Source organism: Enterococcus sp. C57 (genome assembly GCF_040887305.1).
Taxonomy (GTDB): domain Bacteria; phylum Bacillota; class Bacilli; order Lactobacillales; family Enterococcaceae; genus Enterococcus_B; species Enterococcus_B hirae.
This window is the reverse complement of the sequence record NZ_JBFOFP010000003.1, coordinates 100,190-121,734: the sequence shown is the minus strand read 5'-3', so window position 1 is coordinate 121,734 and position 21,545 is coordinate 100,190. Positions and strand designations below refer to the sequence as shown.

Below are 21,545 nucleotides of genomic sequence, written 5' to 3'. Positions count from 1 at the left end.
CCTCAAGAATGTTTTGATTATTTGTAAGAGTGACTGACGAAACGAGCCTGGGTTCAAAGGAAAAGTAAATGGCTTTGTTTTTTTAGAAGAATAATAAAGCGAATGAAACGAAGAACTACCAATAACGTTCCAGTTTGTGTTTTTTATGTTAATAAAACTAATTATAGAGGTGAAACCAATTGAACGTATCAATTTTCGGCCTAGGCTATGTAGGGCTAGCCAATGCGTTATTACTTAGCCAGCATGAGAATGTCAAAGCTTATGACATCGTAGCAGAAAAGATCGAACGACTACAAAAGAAGGAGTCACCAATTGAAGACCGTGAAGTACATAATTTTCTTCAAAGAGAAGACCTAGCAATCGAATTTATTAAGGATTTCCGAGAAGCAGTTCTTTTTGGTGATTATTTGATTATTGCCACACCCACTGATTACGATGAAAAGAAAAATTATTTTAATACCTCATCGATTGAGAGCATCATTGAACAAGCTCTCGCCATTCGTCCAGAAGCAAAATTTATCATTAAGTCCACGGTACCAGTAGGGTATACGGCCGAATTAAAGAAAAAATATCAAACAGAAAATATTGTTTTTTCACCAGAATTTTTACGTGAAGGTAAAGCATTGTACGATAATCTTTATCCTTCACGCATTGTTGTAGGAGAATGTTCAGATAGGGGGACAGAGATTGCGAATATGTTCAAAAAGAATACGCAAGCAGATAATGTCCCAGTTTTATTGACTCATTCAACAGAAGCGGAAGCAATCAAGTTATTCTCAAATACGTATCTGGCGTTGCGTGTGGCTTACTTCAATGAATTGGATAGTTATGCGGAGATACGAGGCTTAAATACGAAACAAATCATTGAAGGCGTCGGACTGGACCCACGTATCGGCTCTCATTACAATAATCCATCATTTGGTTATGGAGGGTATTGTTTGCCAAAAGATACGAAACAGTTGAAAGCAAATTATACCGATGTGCCTAACAATCTTATCCAAGCGATCGTTGAAGCAAATACAACCAGAAAAGATTTTATTGCAGAACAAATTTTAGCCCAAAAGCCTAAGACTGTGGGAATCTATCGGTTAACGATGAAAGCCGATTCAGACAATTTCCGTTATTCATCGATTCAAGGAGTCATGAAACGAATCCAGGAACAAGGAGTTTCGGTGGTTGTCTATGAGCCAACGTTACCTGTTGAAGAATTTCATCATGCGCCTGTCGTTTCGGATCTTGCGCGATTCAAACAACTATCGGATGTGATCGTCTCAAATCGGATGGACCATCAATTAAAAGATGTGATCGAAAAAGTCTATACGAGAGATATTTTTAGACGGGATGAATAAATGAAAAATATAGCCAAAAATTTTTTTTATCAGAGCTTGTTTCAACTGACGAAAATCATTCTTCCGATTATTACCATTCCAATCGTTTCTAATGCTTTAGGGCCAAGTGGGATCGGTCTTTATAATTATACGTTTTCAATTGTCCAATATTTTGTTTTGTTTGCGGGGCTAGGGGTAACGATGTACGGTAACCGGGAAATAACTTTGACTTACAACCGTAAGAAAGAAGCGTTATCAGAAGTTTTTTGGGAAATTCTGCTTTTTAAGGCATTAGCGAGCTTAATTGTCATAGTCGCTTACTTTATTGTTGCCTCTTTATTAAATAATCGTTCGTATTTGTTTGTCCAATCCTTGGCGATTTTTGCCGTATTATTTGACGTATCTTGGTTTTTTATGGGAATTGAAGATTTTAAGAAAACTAGTATAGCTAATTTAGTAGTCCAACTAGTCACGTTTTTTCTCATTCTTTTCTTGATTAAAAACGAAGACGACACGTTAAAATATACCTTGATTCAAGGACTAGGTTTAGTTTGTTCACAAGTGAGTGTTTGGTTCTTTATTCCTAAATACATTCATTTGACGAAAGTTGATTTAAAGAAAAGTCTTAGTCATTTAAAGGGCTCTTTTGATTATTTTATTCCTCAAATTGCGATCATGTTGTATACCAATTTGAATAAGACCCTTTTAGGTTTCACATTAGGAAGTGTTGCAGTGGGCTATTTTACCAATTCTCTGCAATTGAATACCGTATTCATCACGATCATAACTACCTTAGACATCGTCTTACTTCCCCATATGACAAGTTTTTTTGCAAAAAAAAATATGGAGAAAATCGTTCGCACGATGGAAAAAACGATTCATTTACAATTGTTTTTTTCGATTCCAATCATGTTTGGGATGTTGACAGTTTATGACAAGCTCGTTCCTTGGTTTTTTGGCGAAAAATTTAGCTACATCACTCAAATTATTCCATATTTTACGGTTTTGATTGTGATCGTTCCTTTAGGCATGGCGATTTCTAGACAATATCTAATGCCAATCGGTCAGGTTAAAGAGTATAATCGTTCAGTAATCATTGGAGCTATCATCAATCTTGTGGCAAATCTCATACTATTGCCGTCTATTGGCTTTTTGGGCGTCGTATTTTCAACTATTCTCGCCGAAAGTTTCGTTACAGTTGTAAGAACAAGAGCTTTTCTAAAACAGACGACGTTTACCTTTTCTCTCAGAAAAATCGGGATGTTTATAATTGCTGGATTGATCATGTGTTTGATCACCAGGTTTTTAACAGGTCATTTAACGAGTAATATCCGAACCAATCTGATCCAATTCGTCATTGCTTGTCCGATCTATCTCGCAATCACAACGATAACGAAAGTCAATCCACTAGTTGATTTATTGAGGATCAAAAAGAAAATCTAATGATGACAAACAACAGGTCAAAGACCTTGAAAGTGGTTGCTACTAGTGAAAAGAAAAATGTTTACACTGATTTTCATTCAATCCGAACCATTGATTCGGCAATATAGCGAAGAATAGTCAATGATCAGAGGACAAAATAAAAAAGGAGGAGAGGCGTTCTCTCTTCCTTTTTTATTTTAGCTATTTTGAGAAATAAACGAAATGCTTAGTTATTTCCGTTTTTGTTGTTTTCCAGCGTTACGACCTGTTTGGTTTTTAGGTGCTTTGACTTGTTTCTTCACTGGTTGTTCGCTATCCGCAGGTGTCACGTCTTTACGAGGTGTTACGACTTGCTTCGGTGGATTTTGTTTTAACTCTTCTGCCACTTGAGCTTTTAATTTAGGCTTCATGATGACATTTGTAATGAAGGTTTGCAAACAACTAAAGATACCACCAACTACCCAATAAAGTGTGACTCCAGCTGGCGCACTGATCGACATGAAGACGATCATCGCAGGCGAAACGATAAGCATCGTACGCATTGTTTTCTTTTGTTCTTCAGGGATACCGATTGTTGAAATATATCCTTGAAGTAAATAAGCAGCACCAGCAATCGCAACTAATACAAAACTAGGGTGTCCTAAGTCGATCCCATAGAAAGAGGATTCACGAATGCCTTCTGTATAACGAGCTGTGAAATAAAGGGCTGAAAAGATCGGCATTTGGATCAAGAGAGGCAAGCAGCCAATCCCGCCAGTCATACTTAACCCATTTTCACGATAAACTTGTTGCATTTCAGCTTGTGCAGCCATTTGTTCTTCACGAGTAGTCGCCGTTTTTAGTTTTTGTTGAGCGGCTTCGACTTGCGGCTTCAATGCTTGCATTTTTTCAGATTGGATCATTGTCTTTTTCGATTGACTAATACCTAATGGCAAAATGATGATACGAACGATGACTGTCATTAAAATAACAGCCCAACCATAGGACCAGTTGAAGTTCTCCACTAAATATGTAATCGCTTGTCCCATTGGATGGACTAATACTCGGTACACGATACCTGATGTGTCAGGGTTACCATTTGAATCCAGACGAACACAACCAGATAAGAAAAGCATGACTGTGACAAGGCCAGAACCCAATACCCAATTTTTCCATTTATTCATAAAATACTTCCTCTTTTATAATTTTTACACAAAATTAACTATACTAAAAAAGCACACACAATTCAATCTACTTTATAGAAAATTCATAGATTCCTACCTATATGGTCTTAAAAAAATAAAAAAGTTATTTGTCAAACCACAAAAAGGAAAGGGAGAAAAGCCATCGGTTAAACAGAAGCAAAAACGATCAAACGAGTGAGGGACGATTAGAAGAGAGAAGGCACGTTGTTTCTTTAAAAAAAGTCCTTTATCGTCAAACTTTCTTAAAGTCATGTGAGCCTTCTCATAGTGTAAATAGAACTACCTTTTGCGTGTTTCGTCCATTCAGAATCAGTAAATTAGCCGATCACATCAAATTTTTTTCGTTCTTCCATCATCGGATTATCTTGCAAGTCAACGTATTGTACGCGACCACTAGGACTTGGAGAATCCTTTACTTCTTCAATGAATCTTTTGATCGTTTCCTCATTGCCACATGCTTCGATTGTCACCGAACCATCTTCTTCGTTTTTAACTGTGCCTGTGATCCCTAATTGATCGGCAACGATTTTTGTCATATAACGAAAGCCAACACCTTGGACACGTCCTTGAACGTTCATCTTGATTTTTTTCATCATATCCACCTTTCTTTCCTTGCTTTTTAAATTAATGATACCGATTTTTTGATGTTGTAACAAGTTCAAGGTTCGAATTCATGCTATAATTAAGTGAGGTGAAAAATGTGAAAGAAATCCAATCAGCAAAAAATCCAAGAATCAAAGAATTGAAAAAACTACATAAGAAAAAATACCGGGAAGAAACAGGCGAGTATCTACTCGAAGGATTCCATTTGGTTGAAGAGGCAGTTGCTTCTCATGCCAAAGTAAAAGAAATCTTAATCACAGAAAAAGGGTTAGAAGAGTGGGAGGAGTGGCTTAAAAACCATTTAGACATCCCTTGTACCTTGGTAACGAATGAAGTCATGGCTGTGGTATCAGATTTGCCAACACCCCAAGGTATCTTAGCCGTTATGCTCTACGAAAAAGTAAACATGCCCGAATTAACTGGAGGATGGTTATTGTTAGATAATGTCCAAGATCCTGGGAATGTTGGAACAATGATTCGTACGGCAGATGCTTTTGGACTATCTGGTGTCGTTTTAGGAAAAGGATCAGCTGACATTTATAGTACAAAAGTGTTAAGAAGTATGCAGGGGAGCAATTACCATCTACCAATACTTCAAACAGACCTTGAGCAAATGATCCCGCTTTTAAAGGAACACAATTTTAATATCTATGGAACGGAATTGAACGAGGAAGCTCGTTCATTAGAACAGGTAACTGTTCCTGAGAAGTATGCAATTGTCATGGGGAATGAAGGGCAAGGCGTGCGGCCCGAAATTCTTTCCTTGACGGATAAAAATATCTATATTCCGATTCGCGGAAATGCTGAATCATTAAATGTAGGAGTGGCAGCAGGCATCGTACTTTACCATTTCTCTTTATGATTAAGGAACTATTAAGCTTTCTACATTTTGATGGAACCTCACTAGAATATTCCGAACACTAATGGTATACTAGGATCAATTTCAAAGGAAAATGAAATTCAAAAAAGGTGGCAGATCAATAATTATGACAGAAAAATGGCGTGAAGACGAAGAATACATGTCTTATGTAGAAGATCTATTAGCAACAGATGCAGTGAAGAAATTAGCCAATTATACACAACATGTCCACTCCACTCGATTAGAGCATTCTCTTAGTGTTTCTTACTATAGTTATAAATTAGCCAAAAAATGGGGCGGTAATGCAAAAGCAACCGCACGTGCAGGTCTTTTGCATGATCTTTTCTACTATGATTGGCGTACAACAAAATTTGATGAAGGAACGCATGCTTATATCCATCCAAGGATCGCAGTGAAAAATGCAGAAAAAATTACTGACCTATCCGATTTAGAGCGTGATATCATCTTAAAACATATGTGGGGCGCTACGATCGCACCGCCTAAGTATAAAGAAAGCTATATTGTGACGTTTGTCGACAAATATTGTGCTGTCAAAGAAGCAGCACAGCCGATGACTGCTTCGATGAAACAAAAATGGCAAAGATATTTCGGCAAAGAACAATCGATTTAATACGATGTGATTAAGAATTCTTCCTGAGAAATTTCATAAAATTTCTCAGGTTTTTTTTTATTGACGAACCATGATTTTTACGGTTTACTTTGTATCAAGTACAAGTTGTTGAAACAAACTTAAAGGGGGTGATGATAAGATGCCATATGGATCTTATTTAAAAGAGTGGAAAAGCTTTAACTAACGTACTTTGTTGAAGTTCTTTTCTTCAAAGTACATTCACTTGAAAGAAGAAAGGACTCAAAGTCATGGAAAAAACAATTAAACCTTATCAATATTATTTTATTAAAAGAGAAGTCGAACAATTAATATCAGTCTATCATTCAGTAAACGATTCTAAAACGATCGAAACGGTCCAAGCATTAGCTGTGGAGAGAATAGAGGAACTAGTAGAACCCTCACAAAGGATGAACCTTTTCTTAGAAAACATCTTAGATACTTCTTTGACCAAAGAAACTGCTGAACGCTTATTAGAAGAATTAAAAGAATCAGTTCAACCTTTTGAGCAACCTTCGAAAGCTCAAATCGAAAAATTATTCCGAAAAGTGAAAAAGCTAAAACAACCTGATTGGAATCATTTGGATTTAAGAGAACACACCTATATTGGATGGAATGATCCTGGTATCCAGAAAAAATTTCTTGTTTATTATGATGAATCAGGGAAGTTAAACGGTATTCGCGGGACTTTATCCCCGACCATCACGAAAGGGATTTGTACGATTTGTAAAAAAACTTCGAGTGTGTCACTCTTTTTAGCAACAACAAAATCGAATTCAGATGGCACCTATACGAAAAAAGGAAACTATATTTGCCATGATAGTGAGCATTGTAACCACAATTTAGTCCAATTGACTCCTTTTTATGAATTTACTGAGATTGTAAAAAAAGAAGGATAATTTCATTGTATTTTTCATAAATATATGCTATTTTAATTGATGAAGTGAATAGGTGATGGTGTTCGCCTTTAAACGTTAATCTTAAGATAACTAATGACGCCTACTAAGAATCGGGATACCCCTTTTTTTAGTAGGCGTTTTTTTTGAGGAGGAAAAGAGATGGAAAATCGATTACCTGATCCAATTAGGGTCGTCGTATACATGGTCAAGTGGCTATTAATCACATTGTTATTGGGAATCTTTATGGGGAGTTTATCAGCCTTTTTTCTCAATAGTTTAACATGGGTTACTAATATACGCCTTGCTTCACCCTGGTTGTTGTTTCTTTTACCAGTAAGTGGTGGAATTTTTGCTTTTTTATATAGTAAGTACGGAGGAAATTCTGGTAGAGGAAATAACTTAGTGATTGATCAAGGAAATGGTGGGGAGGAAAAAATTCCTTTACGTCTGATTCCTTTAACGTTATTTGGAACGATTACCACCCATTTATTTGGTGGTTCTGTCGGACGAGAAGGAACAGCTGTGCAAATGGGAGGCGCTTTAGCAGAAAATTTAGCCCGTCTCTTTCGGTTAAATAAAGTTGAACGGGAGTTATTGGTGATCAGCGGGATCAGTGCTGGTTTTAGTTCCGTTTTTGGTACGCCTCTGGCTGGAACACTATTTGGGTTAGAAGTTTTAGCAATTGGAAAAGTTAGAACAGAAGCCTTATTTCCAAGTTTTTTTGCAGCACTGTTTGCTAACTTTGTGACTGAAAGCTTTGGGGTGAAACATATCCATTACCCTATGGGGACGATTCCAAATTGGGATGTATCTCTTTTCTTTAAATTATTCGTTGCAGGCATTGCTTTTGGTCTGATTGGTTGGGTATTTAGTCGTTCGATCGTTTTTTTGAAAACTTGGTATGCCAAAAGAATGGCTAGTCCAGTTCTACGTAATTTTATTGGCGGAGCTGTGGTCGTCATCGCAGCGCTCTTATTGCAAACCCAAAGATATTTGGGGCTCAGTTTGCCTTTGTTAACTGATGCCTTTAATGGTACCGCCCATTTCTATGATTTTCTTGGAAAGCTTGGATTTACTGTCTTGTCTTTAGGTGCTGGTTATCAAGGTGGAGAGGTAACTCCTTTATTTGAAATCGGAGCGACATTAGGTGCTGCTCTAGCACCAATCTTACATGTGTCCATTCCTTTTTTAGCAGCTTTGGGATTCATTGGCGTCTTTTCAGGAGCAACAAATACACCCATTGCTTGTTTTGTTATGGGAATCGAATTGTTCGGTGGACAAGCAGCCAGTTATTTCTTTATGATCTGTCTGGTGAGCTTCATGTGTTCTGGTAATAGTGGAATTTATTCAGCACAAAAAGTAGTAGTGAAAAAGGGAATTCTTTTCCTGCCAATGATGGGAAGTCAGAAACAGTCTGAGCGATCTAAGGGGAGAACGAAAACACGAAAATAGTTGTTGCAAAAGGAAAGATTACAAAAAGTAAAAGGCATTTGGGGGGCACCCAAATGCCTTATTTAAATAAAGATGCTCAAAGCTGCGAATAATACGGTAAATAGCACGATTAAGCCACCAACGATCAAGTGTCTTTTTTTGTGCAGAACCAAGATGGCGATATATTCTCGCAAAAATGCATTCGGCAAGTAGTAAAAGGCAGTTTTCGCTCCGATTCCATCCGCTTTTAAACCAGCTTGCTTTGCATAAAGACCTGCACGGAAGATGTGGTAATTATTAGAAGTGAAAATCGCTCGATATGGCCCACCAGTTTGTTGATCCATGAGTTCTTTAGAAAAACGCATATTTTCTAAAGTTGTCTTTGAATTGGCTTCCACCAAGATATCTCTCTCAGGAATGCCTTTAGCTAAAGCATATTGCTTCATCGCAATTGCTTCCGGCACTTTTTCATCTGATCCTTGACCACCAGACATCAATAGAATAGGCGGGTTCAAGGTTGCTTTACTTTGTGCCCAATAAAAGGCGATCGCTTTGTCGATTCTTTTTGCTAAAAGAGGGGATACCGTTTCGCCATTGAGTAGACCAGCCCCTAAAACGATAATGTAATTTTGGTTGTATCGTGGACGGTTGAACTGATACAAAAAAGAAACGGTTATAAAGTTATAGAAAACCACAAAAAGATAAAACAGAATCAATGGGACAGCCGTGAATAATACATTGAACCATTGTGGGAAATATTGGATAAAGAAGATTTGAAATATAGTATATAACGTCAAAAAGATTGCTAATAATAAAGTTAAGAGATTGGCTAATGAGCGAGATTCTCTTTTTAAAACTAATAACCCGTTCCAAAATAAAAAGACGATCAAAATGTAGACGCCAAATAACAAAATCAACAAAACGGGGATAGCAATTATTGCAAATAAACCACCAATAAAAATATTTTGTGTTTCAAGCAGCAAGGTGACTAAGTAGCCACCAAAACTAATTAAAAAGAAATTGAACAATACCCCGTTCAATAGTTTGCGTTTTTCAGTAAAATAGGAGAATGCAAAAATACTGAAAAAAACAAGTGGGATCAAAAAGTAAAAGGTGGAATAAAAAATTTCCAAAACAATGAAGTAAGTGACCATCATCATAAATGTCCAAGATCCACAATAAAAGAACAGAGCAGGATCACTTTGACGACGGCGCCAATAAAGAATACCGGTAAACCCTAAAACATAGAGAACCAAGAAAGTCAGGTCTCTTGTCAAATTCATAGAATTAACTCCTTTCGTTTAATGAACACGAAATAAAACGTGTTTTGTTTAGGTTGATACCAATTTACGCAAAAACGATTGATTGAAAGATAAAATCAATAAAATTGACACAGCCTTTACTATTATAGCTAAAATTAGAAAAAAAAGCTGTTCTGAAAAATTAAAAACTAAAAAAAGGAAAACTTGGGGCATGTAGCAAGGATTGTTAGATAAAAGTACACCTCCTAAGTTAGACAATGACATTCTGACTTAAGAGGTGTACTTAAAATTCTACGTTCTACTTGTTGGTATTTTAGCTGGATTAGAACAAATTACTAAAAAAATCAGTAACATGTCGCCAACCAATCACAAAGATATTTGCTTTTTCAACTGATTTAGCAGTAATAATATCTGTGGTTGGTTCTTTATTGTCCTCCAAATAGCCCAGTGAATCATCGGCTAAGGTAATCGTTGCTGTCCCTACCTTCATACCTTTATTGACGGGGGCTGCTACTTGATCATTTGTTACGACTTTTTTATCAAGGGTAGGAGTAATTTTTAATTTACCAGTATCCATACCATTTCTTACCCAAACTTTTACAGGATTTTTTAAGGCAACAGCTACTGAAGTTTCTTTGCCATCTTTCACTGCTAAGTTTTTTAAATCTGGAATACTTGCATTGGACTTTCCAAGTTCTTTAATTGACCAATTATCATAGCAGTAATCCATTAAACGTCCGGTTTCGTTGAAGCGGGCACTTGGATTTGTTGCATGGTCATCGGCATTTAAAACAACCGTAATGACTCGTCTACCCTCTTTATTGATCGTTCCAACAAAACAAGCACCAGCAAATTCAGTTGTACCAGTTTTTAAACCATCTACGCCTTCTTTGTAGTTAACAAACCCAGAAAGCATCCAATTCCAATTCACCATTTCGACAGGTGACTGAGTCCCTTCACCAAACGTTTCATTAGTAGTATTTGTCACTTTTAATACCTCAGGGAAATCTAAGATCAAGTGTCTGGCAACAATCGCAACATCTTTGGCTGACATTTGGTTTTCTTCTGTTTCCGAGGTACCTTCAGGACGATTCTCACCGAGATAGGAATTATTTAATCCAGAGGCGTTCACAATCGTTGCGTCGTTAATACCCCAATCTTTTAATTGTTTTTTCATCAATTCAAGAAACTTTGTTTCACTGCCAGCTATTTTTTCGGCTAAAGCTACCATTGAGGCGTTAGCAGATTGAATAAAGGCTGAATCAAAAAGTTCTTTGACCGTATAGCTGTTCTCTTTGTGCAAAGGTACGTTTGACAAGTCAGGAACAACGCTCAATTTTTCAGCATAATCTGAAATTGGCACTTTTTCATCCCAAGTCAGTTTTCCTTCTTTTACTTGATCAAGAACGATATAAAGACCAATTATTTTGGTGATTGAAGCAATTCCCATTGGTTTTTCTCCATCTTGATCATAAAGGATCTTACCACTCCCTGCATCAACAGCAAAAGCGGCTTTTGCATTGACTTTGAATGATTCGTCAGCGTGAACTGCTGTGATTGGTAAAATCGCAGTGAGGCACAAGATCAAACTTGTTAATAACATGAACAATCGTAATTTTTTTTGAGGCATTTATTTTCTCCTTGTTTTCTAATAGTTTTCCTATAAATTAAAATTTTATCAAAGAGATAGAGTAGTTTCAATATTTCTGATAAAAACATAATAAAAGATATTTATAGAAAAAGGAGAAAAGTGGTTACTTCTCTTGATCTTTGCTACGAATTTTTACCGGTTGCACTTCTGGTTCATTCAATCGAGAAGCAACAAAAATAGTAACAGCAGTTAGGGTTAATAAACTGAAGATCATGAATATGTGCATGTGATCACCTCATTCATTTATTTTCTATTAGTATAGCAAAAAGAATTGAATTTCTTTTTAAGAAATCAAAAGAATGATTGAGTAAAGTATGAAATAATTATGAAATTAATTAAATAAAACAAAAATAGAAATAAGTCGTTTTATTAAAATTCGTTTTATTATCTCGAAAAAATTTGTTGTGGTAGACTTTACTTATAGTAAAGGAATGACTTTTTTTAGGAGGGATACGATTATGACAAAAATGGCGAAAGAATTATTGTCACAGCTGACTTCAGAAGGTGCTACAGGCCCATTCGTCACGATTATGTTGAACACCCATGTCGCACATCAAGATGTAGAAAAAGATCAAATCAAGTTCAAAAATTTTGCGAAAGAAGCAAAAAAACGGTTTGAAAAAAAATATGCTGAACATGACTGGTCCTTGTTCCAAGAAAAAATCACTAGTTTGTTAGAAGATGCTTCATTTTGGCGAAGCGCTACAACAAGCGTTGCTGTCATCTTATCTCCAGAACATACGTATATCCATCGCTTAGGTATTCCTGTAGATGACCAATATTATGTGAGTGATCTGCCATATCTTCTAGCGATTATCAAAAATAGTCACTTTAACTACGCTTATTATCTACTAGGATTGAATCGTGATTCAATGAAGTTGTACGAAGTAAACAATAAGCAAGTAACTGAAGTAAAATTACCGGAAGATGCACCGAAAGATGTAGTAACAGCTTTAGGTTCTGAGTTAACAGGTGGCGGATTAAACTATACTTCAAATGGTAGTGAGGGAGCTACGTTTCATGGTGTCAATCCAAAAGATGAGGAAGTAGAGATCGACTGGGTCAATTATTATCAAGCAGTTGATGATTATCTTAAGGATACCTTTGACAATCCTGAAAAACGCCCAATTTATCTCTTTGCATTACCGGAAAACCAAACGATGTTCAAAAAAATTGCTAAAAATCCGTACTATTGTTCTGATGTGGCGATCTCTGCCTCACCTGCACAATTATCGTTAAAAGAAATCGAAGCAGGAGCTAAAAAACTCTCTGAGGAATTAGCTGCGAAAGAAGCAGAAGGGTATAATCGTTTGTTAGATAAGAAATTTATCGATCAACTAGTGGATATCGTTCCAGCTGCTAAAGAAGGGAAAATTTCTCACTTGTTTATTGCTACGTCTAACTTAGTGGATGGATTTGGAGAAGATCCAGAAACAGAGTATGATCGCCGTCAAGTTTTAAATGAATTGGCAGATAATGTCATCATGAACGGAGGACAAGTAGTCATTCTTGAACAAAAAGAGGCACCAGATGAGAAAAGTTTAGTAGCAATCCTTCGTTACTAATAGAGTGCCATGAGATTTTGCATTTTGAATAAAGAAATGAAAGAGCACGACTGGGGAAATTTTTTCCTCAGTCTTGTTTATGGTTAAAAAATAAAAAGTAGAAGAAATCAATTCAACTGGTGTTATTTTACTATCAACTATCGTTCTTATGGGGAATCTTATCAAAAAAAATCGTTAGAGAAAGTCTGAATTATAAGGAAACGATTCCATATTTGTTAGGACGGAATACAGAGATATCACTCTTTTTCTCGTTTTTGTCAGAAAACACCAGATGAAAAGGAAAAAAAGAAGGGAAAATAGTGGCTATTTTGTAACCGATATGATATATTAAGAGTGTAGTTTTTGTTCGGTAATCTGTGGCATGTTTCAAATAAACATCTTCCAGATATACACCATTCAAGTAATTGCAAAATATGTGTTGAAACACAAGGAGGATTTTTATTATGGAAACAGGTACAGTAAAATGGTTTAACTCAGAAAAAGGTTTTGGATTCATTACAGCAGAAAACGGTAACGATGTATTCGTTCATTTCTCAGCTATCCAAGGCGACGGATTCAAAACTCTTGAAGAAGGTCAAACAGTAAACTTTGACGTTGAAGAAGGTCAACGTGGCCCTCAAGCAACTAACGTTGTTAAAGCTTAATTAATTGATTTGAATAAAAGCTCGATAACTACTTTGTAGTTGTCGAGCTTTTTTGTTTTGGATCAATCACAAAGTTAAATACGTTCTTCAGATAAGTAGAATTGATTCTGCATCAACAGATAGTTGAGTAATCAGCCGGCAGTTAAGGTGATCAGATGATTTAGAAAGTAAACCAATAATATAAAGGTTTTTTTCACAAATGGAAAGAGAGATTAAGAAATTTTCTTGTGATTGTAGTATAATCGCAAGAGAACATTTAAAGGCAAGAGAAGAGGAAGTAAATTTGAAATCAAAAACTTATGCAGTTGTCGATATTGAAACGACTGGGACAAATCCAAAAGAAGATCGCATTATCCAATTTGGATGTGTCATGATTGAAGGTGGTCGAATCACTTCTCGTTTTTCGATTGATATTAATCCCGGACGCAAGATTTCCAAACAAATCCAACATCTGACAGGAATTACCAATCGTCGTGTCCAACAAGCACCTTATTTTGAAGATGTGGCCGCAACCATCTATAATCTGTTGGCGGATACGATTTTTGTTGCTCATAATATTTATTTTGATTATAACTTTCTTAATCAGGAGCTATTAAGGTGCCAAACACCGGGATTAAAGATTCCTGGCATCGATACTGTTGAATTAGCTCAAATCTTCTTGCCAAGTGAGCCAAGCTTTCGATTGGCTGATCTGTCAGAGAGTCTAGGCTTTATTCATGAAAACCCACACCAAGCTGATAGTGATGCCGAAGTGACTGCCCAACTTCTTCTATTGATTGAAGAACGGATGCGCCGTTTACCATTAGTCACATTAGAAGCCATTTATGCATTAAGTGGGCAAACTGGAATGGATACAAGTCGATTTATTCAAAGTGTGATGGAAGAGATGAGAGAACAACCTCAGCCGTTAAACGAAGAATTAGAGATAATCGATGGGTTAGCTTTGCAAAAAAAAGAAGTAGATCTTTATACCAGCATTCATTACAACGAGCAAGTTTATCCTAGAAAGAAACAAGCTAAAGAAAAGATATTTGGGAAAACATTGATGTATCGTAAGGAACAAAATCGCTTGATGAATGCAGTATACGACCATTTTACCAAAGATGAGTCCAAAGATTTGATGATTGAAGCCGCTACTGGAATGGGAAAAACGATCGGGTATCTACTCCCACTCAGTTATTTAGCCACTCCTGAAAAGCCGGCGATCATCAGTACTGTCTCACTGGTACTCCAGCAACAGATCTTGGAAAAAGATATCCCACTGTTAAATCAATTGTTGGATCAGCCGATTCAAGCAACAGTGATTAAAAGTTATCGCCATTATATCGATTTGCAAAGGTTCAAAGCGACCCTTGAAGCGCCAAAAGAACAAAAACAATATTTACTTTACCAAATGGCAATCCTTGTTTGGTTGACTCAAACGAAAACCGGTGATTTAGACGAATTGCATTTGACCAACTTGAATCATCTTCTCTTTAGTGAGATTGCCCATCGGGGGACTTCATTTTTAGCTAAAAATCAACCGTTTTATGCACAAGATTTTGTTCGTTTTTTAGAGAGAAAGATCCAGCAAAGCAATTTTTTGATTGTGAATCATGCCTTTTTAGTCCAAGAAACCCAAAGAAAGCGACCATTGTTACCAGAGAGTCCATATTTATTGATCGATGAGGCGCATCATTTGCCTGATATTGCAGAGAAAGTCAATGATCGCCGCTTAAGTATTGCGTATTTTTTCAAACAAATCCAACAGTTTAACGAATCGGATCATTTGTTTGACCGGATCAAAGCGTATTTACCAGAAAACCACGAAGTTCAACGTTGGTTAGAGATTTACCAAGAGGAGTTAAACGCACTTAACGAAGCGCAAATTTTTCTGGCAGAAGGACTGAATCAATTTGCGGCAAAGCAAACAAACGGTCAGTATCCAGAAGAAATGATGGTTACTCAAGAAATGCTTTCGCAGTTACCATTTGAGTCGAGCCTTGCAATTGACCATCTCCATGTGTTTTATCGTGAAATCAAACAACTACAAGACCAAATGCGCTTAAGTTTGACAATCATTCAAGAAAGCTGGACGAAACAAATGCGCATTGATTTAGCCACTCTTTATCAATTATTCGATCAAATGGAAAAGCAAGCAACTTTGATGGAACAGTGGCTGGAAGATTGGCATGAAAATTTGATCCATTGGTTTGTTCCCAACAAAACGGCGCAACAAACGATTTTTCATCTTCACGATTTCAAGGCAGCCTCACTGAAAAGAACAGTTTGGTATCCGCGCTACACGCATATTTTATATATTGGCGGCACGCTTAAAGTGGGACCGAATCGTCAGTATCTTGCGAAACGTTTAGGAATTGAAGGTACACCATTGAAAGTGATCGCATCTCCTTATGATTACGAAAAACAAGCCCGTATCTATGTACCCAAAGAAGCACCGTCAATTAGTCAAGTTGATCAGCAACAATACGTGGACTATTTGTCTCAGACGTTGTCTCAATTGATCTTACAAGAAAAGCGACCAATCTTGGTTTTGTTTACGTCACATGATATTTTACAAAAAGTTTATCAGGCGATTCATTTATCCATGTTAGAGCAAGGACGGGAAATCTTAGCCCAAGGGATCGGCGGTAGCCGACAGAAATTGTTGAAACGATTCATGCTGTCTGAAATGAGTGTTTTATTTGGAGCTGATAGTTTTTGGGAAGGTGTGGATTTACCGGGGGATGCTTTACAGATTGTCGTGGTTACCCGCTTACCTTTTGACAATCCGTTACGACCGATGGTGAAGGCAAGGAATACCTATCTTGAATCAGAAGGAATCAACCCATTCTATCAAGAATCGATCCCTAAAGCTGCTTTAAAATTGAGACAAGCCTTAGGAAGATTGATTCGTGGTGAAGAAGATCGAGGCGTTTTATTGATTCTGGATCGTCGATTACTGTCTGCGAAATACAGTAATCGGATCTTGCAGGCCTTACCGAAGAATATTACGATCAAAGAAGAAACATTGGACGATATTTGCAAAGATATCCCAAAATTCTTAAAGAAAAACGAAGAATAAACTTCTTCAGACAATCTATTTTCGCATGAAAAATCTGCTATAATAAAACTTAGCGAATATAAAAGGAGCGACGATCCTTGAAGAAACAATCAAAACAAAAGCAAGAATCTCCGAAAGAAAAAACAATTAATCATGTATTACTAGGGTTGATTATCGCTTTATTAGCGATCATCGTATTTAGTTCGATTTTTTATTTACGTGCGAGCCGCCCAAGGATGCAAGCCAAACAAGAAGCAATTGAGATTGCTAAAAAATACGCAGGACTTGAAGAAGCAGATCACTTTTATTGGTTTACTCGGAATCATACTTACTTTTCTTTGACTGGTAAAAACGATAAAGGGCAAGAAATTGCGGTCATTATTCCTAAATCGGGCGAAAAGGTCAAAGTATTAGCTCAAAAAGATGGGATAACTGAACAAGAAGCAAAAGAAAAAATTGCTCAAGCTCATCCAGAAGTCAAAATCGAAAAAGCTTCACTAGGAATGTACGATAATCAAGCTGTCTGGGAAGTTGTTGGAAAAAATTCAAAGGATCAATTCAATTATTATTTGCTTTCTTTCGAGTCAGGGAAAGAAATAAAAACTATCACTGGAATATAATTTGTAAAGGATGAGTAGGATGAAGCTGTCAAAAAGAGTACAACAATTAGAACCTTCTGTGACGCTTGCTGCAGCAGCAAAAGCAAAAGCTTTGAAAGCACAAGGAAAAGATATCTTAAGTCTAACGGTCGGAGAACCTGACTTTGCAACGCCCGAAAATATCCAAGAAGTGGCGGTTCAGGCAATTAGAAACGGCAAAGCAAGTTACTATACGCCGAGCGCAGGGATTCCTGAACTACGCCAAGCAATTGTCGATTATATCAAGGAGTACTATGGGATCACCTATGAACCTTCTCAAACAATTGTAACGGATGGTGCAAAATTTGCGTTATATGCCCTTTTTCAGACGATTTTAGATCCTGAAGATGAAGTGATTATCCCAGTACCTTATTGGGTAAGTTATGGAGAGCAAGTAAAATTAGCAGAAGGTCGACCGGTATTTGTTAAAGGCGAGGAAAACAATGGATTTAAAATAACTGTTTCCCAGCTAGAAGCATCACGAACCCCTAAAACGAAAGCATTGATCATCAATTCTCCTTCGAATCCGACAGGAATGATCTATGATCAAAAAGAGCTGCAAGCAATCGGAGAATGGGCTGTCAAACATGATATTTTGATAGTTGCAGATGATATTTATGGACGTTTAGTTTATAATGGCAATGAGTTTACTCCAATTGCAACAATCTCTGAAGCTATTCGTAAGCAAACGATCATCATCAATGGGGTCTCAAAAACTTATGCAATGACGGGATGGAGAATCGGCTATGCTTTGGGGAACCAAGAAATCATCGATGGGATGATTGCAATTGCTTCTCAATCAACAAGTAATTCAACAGCAGTCAGTCAATATGCTGCGATTGAAGCGTTGACTGGTGAGCAAGATCCAGTGGAAGAAATGCGCCTGGCATTTGAAGAACGCCTAAATATCTTATATCCACTTGTTTCAAACTTACCTGGAGTGACACTTAATAAACCACAAGGTGCTTTTTATTTGTTTCCGAATGTAAAAGAAACGTTGGCTATGTGCGGTTATGAGAATGTCACGAAGTGGGTAGAAGATCTATTAGAGGAAACGGGTGTTGCTTTAGTAACTGGTGAAGGGTTTGGTGCGCCAGAAAATGTGCGATTAAGTTATGCAACGGATCTTGGAACTTTGGAAGAAGCAGTCCGACGTATTGCGCAATTTATTGAGAGTAAAAGTCAAATATAATCCTAATAATTAAGGTAGAGCGAAGGAGAGTCATAAGTGGAAACAATTCAAATCATTGATTCGAAAAATCATGTAGGAGAAACAGTAAAGATTGGCGCTTGGGTAGCAAATAAACGTTCAAGCGGAAAAATTGCTTTTCTACAACTAAGAGATGGAACAGCTTATTTTCAAGGAGTAGTTGTGAAAAGTGAAGTTCCAGAAGAAGTATTTCAATTAGCGAAAAATCTTCACCAAGAAACATCAATTATCTTGACCGGAGAAATCCGTGAAGATAGCCGTTCAAAATTTGGCTACGAAATCGGGATTAAGACAATCGAAGTTGTCAGTGAAAGTCATGATTATCCCATCACACCTAAAGAACATGGAACTGATTTTTTGATGGATCACCGTCATTTATGGTTACGTTCTTCCAGACAACATGCAATCATGCAAATCAGAAATGAAATTATTCGTGCAACATATGAGTTCTTTAATAACCATAACTTTGTCAAAATCGATCCTCCAATTTTAACTGGTTCTGCACCAGAAGGAACGACTGACTTATTTGAAACGAACTATTTTGACCAAAAAGCGTACTTATCACAAAGTGGTCAATTATATATGGAAGCTGCAGCGATGGCTTTTGGTAAAGTATTCTCCTTTGGTCCAACATTCCGTGCAGAAAAATCAAAAACACGTCGTCATTTGATCGAATTTTGGATGATTGAACCTGAGATGGCATTTACACATCAAGAAGAAAGTCTAGAGGTCCAAGAACAATATGTTGCTTTCTTAGTACAAAATGTATTGGATCACTGTGATTACGCATTAGATGTCTTGGAACGAGACAAAGAAGTATTGAAAACTTATACGAAGTTACCATTCCCACGTATCTCTTATGATGATGCGATTGAATTATTGAAGAAAAATGGGTTTGATGATATTGAGTGGGGCGATGATTTTGGTTCTCCGCATGAGACATTCATTGCCAATTCATTTGAACAACCCGTATTTATCTTGAATTATCCAAAAGCAATCAAACCTTTCTATATGAAACCACATCCAACTCGTGAAGATGTAGTGATCTGTGCCGATATGATCGCACCAGAAGGATACGGTGAGATCATTGGAGGTAGTGAACGGGCAACGGATTATGAATTCTTATTAGAACAAATCAAAAATCATGGTTTAGACGAAAATGAATATTCTTGGTATCTTGATTTGCGTAAATATGGTTCAGTGCCACATTCTGGATTTGGATTGGGCTTAGAGCGAACAGTTACTTGGATCGCAGGTATCGACCATGTGCGTGAAGCAATTCCATTCCCACGTTTGTTAAACCGTATCTATCCATAAAAATGAAATAGCTGGTTCAACCACAAAAAAATGCAGAAAGTGGCCTCTTAGGAGGTTAACTTTCTGCATTTTTTTTATAACTTAGTCAGTTTGTAATGGTTCTTTTAAAGCTTCGATTAATGGTTGGATCGTTGATTGCTGAAGAAGCAATTCTAAGGTACGAATCTCTTTTAGCGAAGGATAATTGTCTAAAAGTAGCCAGTTTTTCTGAGGAGCTATTGGAAGATTAGAAATCCAGTAATCGATGGAATCTGCATTTTGATCGTTCATTACAGAATCTTGGACATCAATGATTTCAAAAACTGCGTACTCATTCAATTTCGTTTTAAGAAGCGTAATCAGTAATTCACTATGTACTTGGTCGTAGGTAAAAGCAAGACCAATTTTTTTCTTCTGTTGATTTTTTCTAATAAGTTCCTTTAAGTGTTTATCATAGATAATTGTAAGATAGAGCCATTCATAAAATAAAGGATCATCATTTATTTCATTTCTGAAAGTGATCAATTTTTGTAACAGTCGGTTAGCAGTATGGGCAGAAAAGCGCCCATTTTGCTTAAAAAATTCAATCACAAATCGTTTTTTTTGATCATTTAACAAATATTTGATTTTTCCAGACAAAGTTAGTGATTGATCGATCGAATAATGGAGCTCAATTTCTTTATTTTCTCCAAATAGCTTGTAGAGTTCAGTTGTCAACTGAATCAAGGATTGCTTTTTCCCTTGCATTTCTAGTGAAAGCTTTGGTTCTTTCATCATTGACTGAAATGTTAAGAGATTTGATTGGACGACACCCGTATATGAAAGCTTGAATACTTCTTTGAAGTGTGCATAATCAATGACGATTCGTGAATCATCAAATGGTGAAGTTGCTGAGGATATTGCATTTTTATCCGCTGATTTATAATAAGTCGTTGATTTTTGGATATGGACACTAAGCTTAATAATCACCCAGATCCAGCTACTTAATCGTTGTTGTTCTTGAGAAGTAGAGAAGTTGGGCAATTCGGTAAATGCTTGCAACAGTTGATCAAGAATTAATTGTTCTTTCGGAAGAATATATTGAGTATTAGCGTGATATTTTTCTGAGAAAAAGACATAAAAAAACTGATATAGTTTAGATGAATCTCCTGTAAAGTAGAAAGGAGAGTCAGTCAGACAAATATCATGGCAGTTCAAAAAATCAGCTACTTGTTTTTTGATACGGCGAAATTGAGATTTACTGATTTTTAGTTTTTTTAAAATTTCCGAAGTTGTTATAAACGGACAAGAAAAAACCAGAGAAATAAATTGAATCTGTACAGAATCTTGATAAATATAACTGTATACTTCACTATAGCTGATTGGTTTATTTTTTCTCAGCAATAAATGATCTTTTTTCTTTTCCACTTGAAAAAAGCCACGATTTTCCAGCTCATTCAATTGTTTAAGAATCGTTTGCTTGGTTGCTTGGGTTGTTTCTTCTAGTTGTTGAACGGTCACTTGTCCATTTGCTAAATATGTTTCTAAAATAATTAATTGGATATAATGTTTTTTGGATAATATCGCTTTCATCTTGGTTGGAACCTCCTTACTCGTTATAAGGATTGTACTAATGAAATAGCTGCTATCGGCAATGATAATTTCTTTTTTTGGAAAAAAAAATTATGGACAATTCCAAAAAATTAGTAAACATTAGCAGGATTGCTAAATAGAGAGATGAAAAACGGGGATTCGGCGATTTATTTCTTTTTTTGTGAAAAAAAGAGTTTTTAAAATAAAATGTTCATGAAAATATAAGGCAAATAAAAGAGTATCTCCAGAGATAATATAGAATGAGTCTCGTTACCTAATCGTAACAGCAGAAATCAATTAGTGGGGGAAA

The 21,545-nt window shown here is 36.5% G+C and carries 18 protein-coding genes and 1 riboswitch; of the genes, 12 read left to right on the top strand and 6 right to left on the bottom strand.

The annotated features are described in order from the left end of the window. Positions 1 to 179: 179 nt before the first annotated feature. Together AB5M32_RS04400 and AB5M32_RS04395 are read left to right on the top strand one after the other, a co-directional pair. Positions 180 to 1,349, top strand: a complete 1,170-nt coding sequence (locus AB5M32_RS04400; protein ID WP_063627376.1) for a nucleotide sugar dehydrogenase — start codon at positions 180 to 182, stop codon at positions 1,347 to 1,349. Continuing rightward, positions 1,350 to 2,771, top strand: a complete 1,422-nt coding sequence (locus AB5M32_RS04395) for an oligosaccharide flippase family protein (RefSeq protein WP_010718511.1) — start codon at positions 1,350 to 1,352, stop codon at positions 2,769 to 2,771. A 209-nt stretch (positions 2,772 to 2,980) separates the two neighbouring features. On the opposite strand, the gene yidC is transcribed toward AB5M32_RS04395, so the two are convergent. Together yidC and AB5M32_RS04385 are read right to left on the bottom strand one after the other, a co-directional pair. Then, the gene (gene yidC, locus AB5M32_RS04390) at positions 2,981 to 3,913 is read right to left on the bottom strand and encodes a membrane protein insertase YidC (protein ID WP_010718510.1); all 933 of its coding nucleotides are present in this window, start codon (positions 3,911 to 3,913) and stop codon (positions 2,981 to 2,983) included. Between the two features lie 338 nt (positions 3,914 to 4,251). Then, entirely contained in the window at positions 4,252 to 4,527 is a 276-nt protein-coding gene (locus tag AB5M32_RS04385) for an acylphosphatase (protein ID WP_178285853.1), read from the bottom strand. 107 nt (positions 4,528 to 4,634) lie between these two features. On the opposite strand from AB5M32_RS04385, the gene AB5M32_RS04380 reads away from it, so the two are divergent. The 4 genes from AB5M32_RS04380 (at position 4,635) to AB5M32_RS04365 (ending at position 8,375) form a co-directional block, all read left to right on the top strand. Then, positions 4,635 to 5,399: an RNA methyltransferase gene (locus AB5M32_RS04380; RefSeq protein ID WP_096708868.1), complete on the top strand. Its 765-nt coding sequence runs from the start codon at positions 4,635 to 4,637 to the stop codon at positions 5,397 to 5,399. Between the two features lie 124 nt (positions 5,400 to 5,523). Beyond that, positions 5,524 to 6,027: an HD domain-containing protein gene (locus AB5M32_RS04375; protein ID WP_010737939.1), complete on the top strand. Its 504-nt coding sequence runs from the start codon at positions 5,524 to 5,526 to the stop codon at positions 6,025 to 6,027. 248 nt (positions 6,028 to 6,275) lie between these two features. Then, on the top strand, positions 6,276 to 6,923 hold the full coding sequence (locus tag AB5M32_RS04370; protein ID WP_178285855.1) for a FusB/FusC family EF-G-binding protein: 648 nt from the start codon (positions 6,276 to 6,278) through the stop codon (positions 6,921 to 6,923). Positions 6,924 to 6,965: 42 nt separating this feature from the next. Continuing rightward, positions 6,966 to 7,033, top strand: a riboswitch (Fluoride riboswitch). Positions 7,034 to 7,082: 49 nt separating this feature from the next. Next, on the top strand, positions 7,083 to 8,375 hold the full coding sequence (locus tag AB5M32_RS04365; protein WP_088745564.1) for a voltage-gated chloride channel family protein: 1,293 nt from the start codon (positions 7,083 to 7,085) through the stop codon (positions 8,373 to 8,375). 62 nt (positions 8,376 to 8,437) lie between these two features. Here AB5M32_RS04365 and AB5M32_RS04360 read toward each other — a convergent pair whose 3' ends face one another. The 3 genes from AB5M32_RS04360 to AB5M32_RS04350 form a co-directional block, all read right to left on the bottom strand. Next, positions 8,438 to 9,637, bottom strand: coding sequence for a YdcF family protein (locus tag AB5M32_RS04360; protein ID WP_010718504.1), 1,200 nt, complete (start codon positions 9,635 to 9,637; stop codon positions 8,438 to 8,440). 301 nt (positions 9,638 to 9,938) lie between these two features. Further along, on the bottom strand, positions 9,939 to 11,246 hold the full coding sequence (locus tag AB5M32_RS04355) for a serine hydrolase (RefSeq protein WP_368024344.1): 1,308 nt from the start codon (positions 11,244 to 11,246) through the stop codon (positions 9,939 to 9,941). Between the two features lie 124 nt (positions 11,247 to 11,370). Further along, complete coding sequence (locus AB5M32_RS04350) at positions 11,371 to 11,493, bottom strand: hypothetical protein (protein ID WP_010718502.1); 123 nt, start codon at positions 11,491 to 11,493, stop codon at positions 11,371 to 11,373. A 232-nt stretch (positions 11,494 to 11,725) separates the two neighbouring features. Between AB5M32_RS04350 and AB5M32_RS04345 the strand changes: the two genes are divergently transcribed. The 6 genes from AB5M32_RS04345 to asnS all read left to right on the top strand — a co-directional run bounded on the left by AB5M32_RS04345 (position 11,726) and on the right by asnS (position 19,684). Beyond that, positions 11,726 to 12,832, top strand: coding sequence for a hypothetical protein (locus tag AB5M32_RS04345; RefSeq protein WP_010737935.1), 1,107 nt, complete (start codon positions 11,726 to 11,728; stop codon positions 12,830 to 12,832). 443 nt (positions 12,833 to 13,275) lie between these two features. Continuing rightward, positions 13,276 to 13,476 (top strand): cold-shock protein, encoded by a 201-nt coding sequence (locus AB5M32_RS04340; RefSeq protein ID WP_005875554.1) that lies wholly within the window; start codon positions 13,276 to 13,278, stop codon positions 13,474 to 13,476. Between the two features lie 283 nt (positions 13,477 to 13,759). After that, the gene (locus AB5M32_RS04335; protein WP_025480124.1) at positions 13,760 to 16,540 is read left to right on the top strand and encodes a helicase C-terminal domain-containing protein; all 2,781 of its coding nucleotides are present in this window, start codon (positions 13,760 to 13,762) and stop codon (positions 16,538 to 16,540) included. A gap of 77 nt (positions 16,541 to 16,617) precedes the next feature. Next, the gene (locus tag AB5M32_RS04330; protein WP_342081831.1) at positions 16,618 to 17,139 is read left to right on the top strand and encodes a DUF5590 domain-containing protein; all 522 of its coding nucleotides are present in this window, start codon (positions 16,618 to 16,620) and stop codon (positions 17,137 to 17,139) included. A 19-nt stretch (positions 17,140 to 17,158) separates the two neighbouring features. Further along, positions 17,159 to 18,349 carry a pyridoxal phosphate-dependent aminotransferase gene (locus AB5M32_RS04325; protein WP_053766602.1) on the top strand — a complete coding sequence of 397 codons (1,191 nt, stop codon included), beginning with the start codon at positions 17,159 to 17,161 and terminating at the stop codon, positions 18,347 to 18,349. A 36-nt stretch (positions 18,350 to 18,385) separates the two neighbouring features. Then, a complete protein-coding gene (gene asnS, locus AB5M32_RS04320; protein WP_010718497.1) occupies positions 18,386 to 19,684 on the top strand; it encodes an asparagine--tRNA ligase in 1,299 nt (432 codons plus the stop codon). 81 nt (positions 19,685 to 19,765) lie between these two features. Here the strand turns inward: asnS and AB5M32_RS04315 are convergent, their stop codons facing one another. Continuing rightward, entirely contained in the window at positions 19,766 to 21,235 is a 1,470-nt protein-coding gene (locus tag AB5M32_RS04315) for a MarR family transcriptional regulator (RefSeq protein WP_256736353.1), read from the bottom strand. Positions 21,236 to 21,545 lie beyond the last annotated feature (310 nt).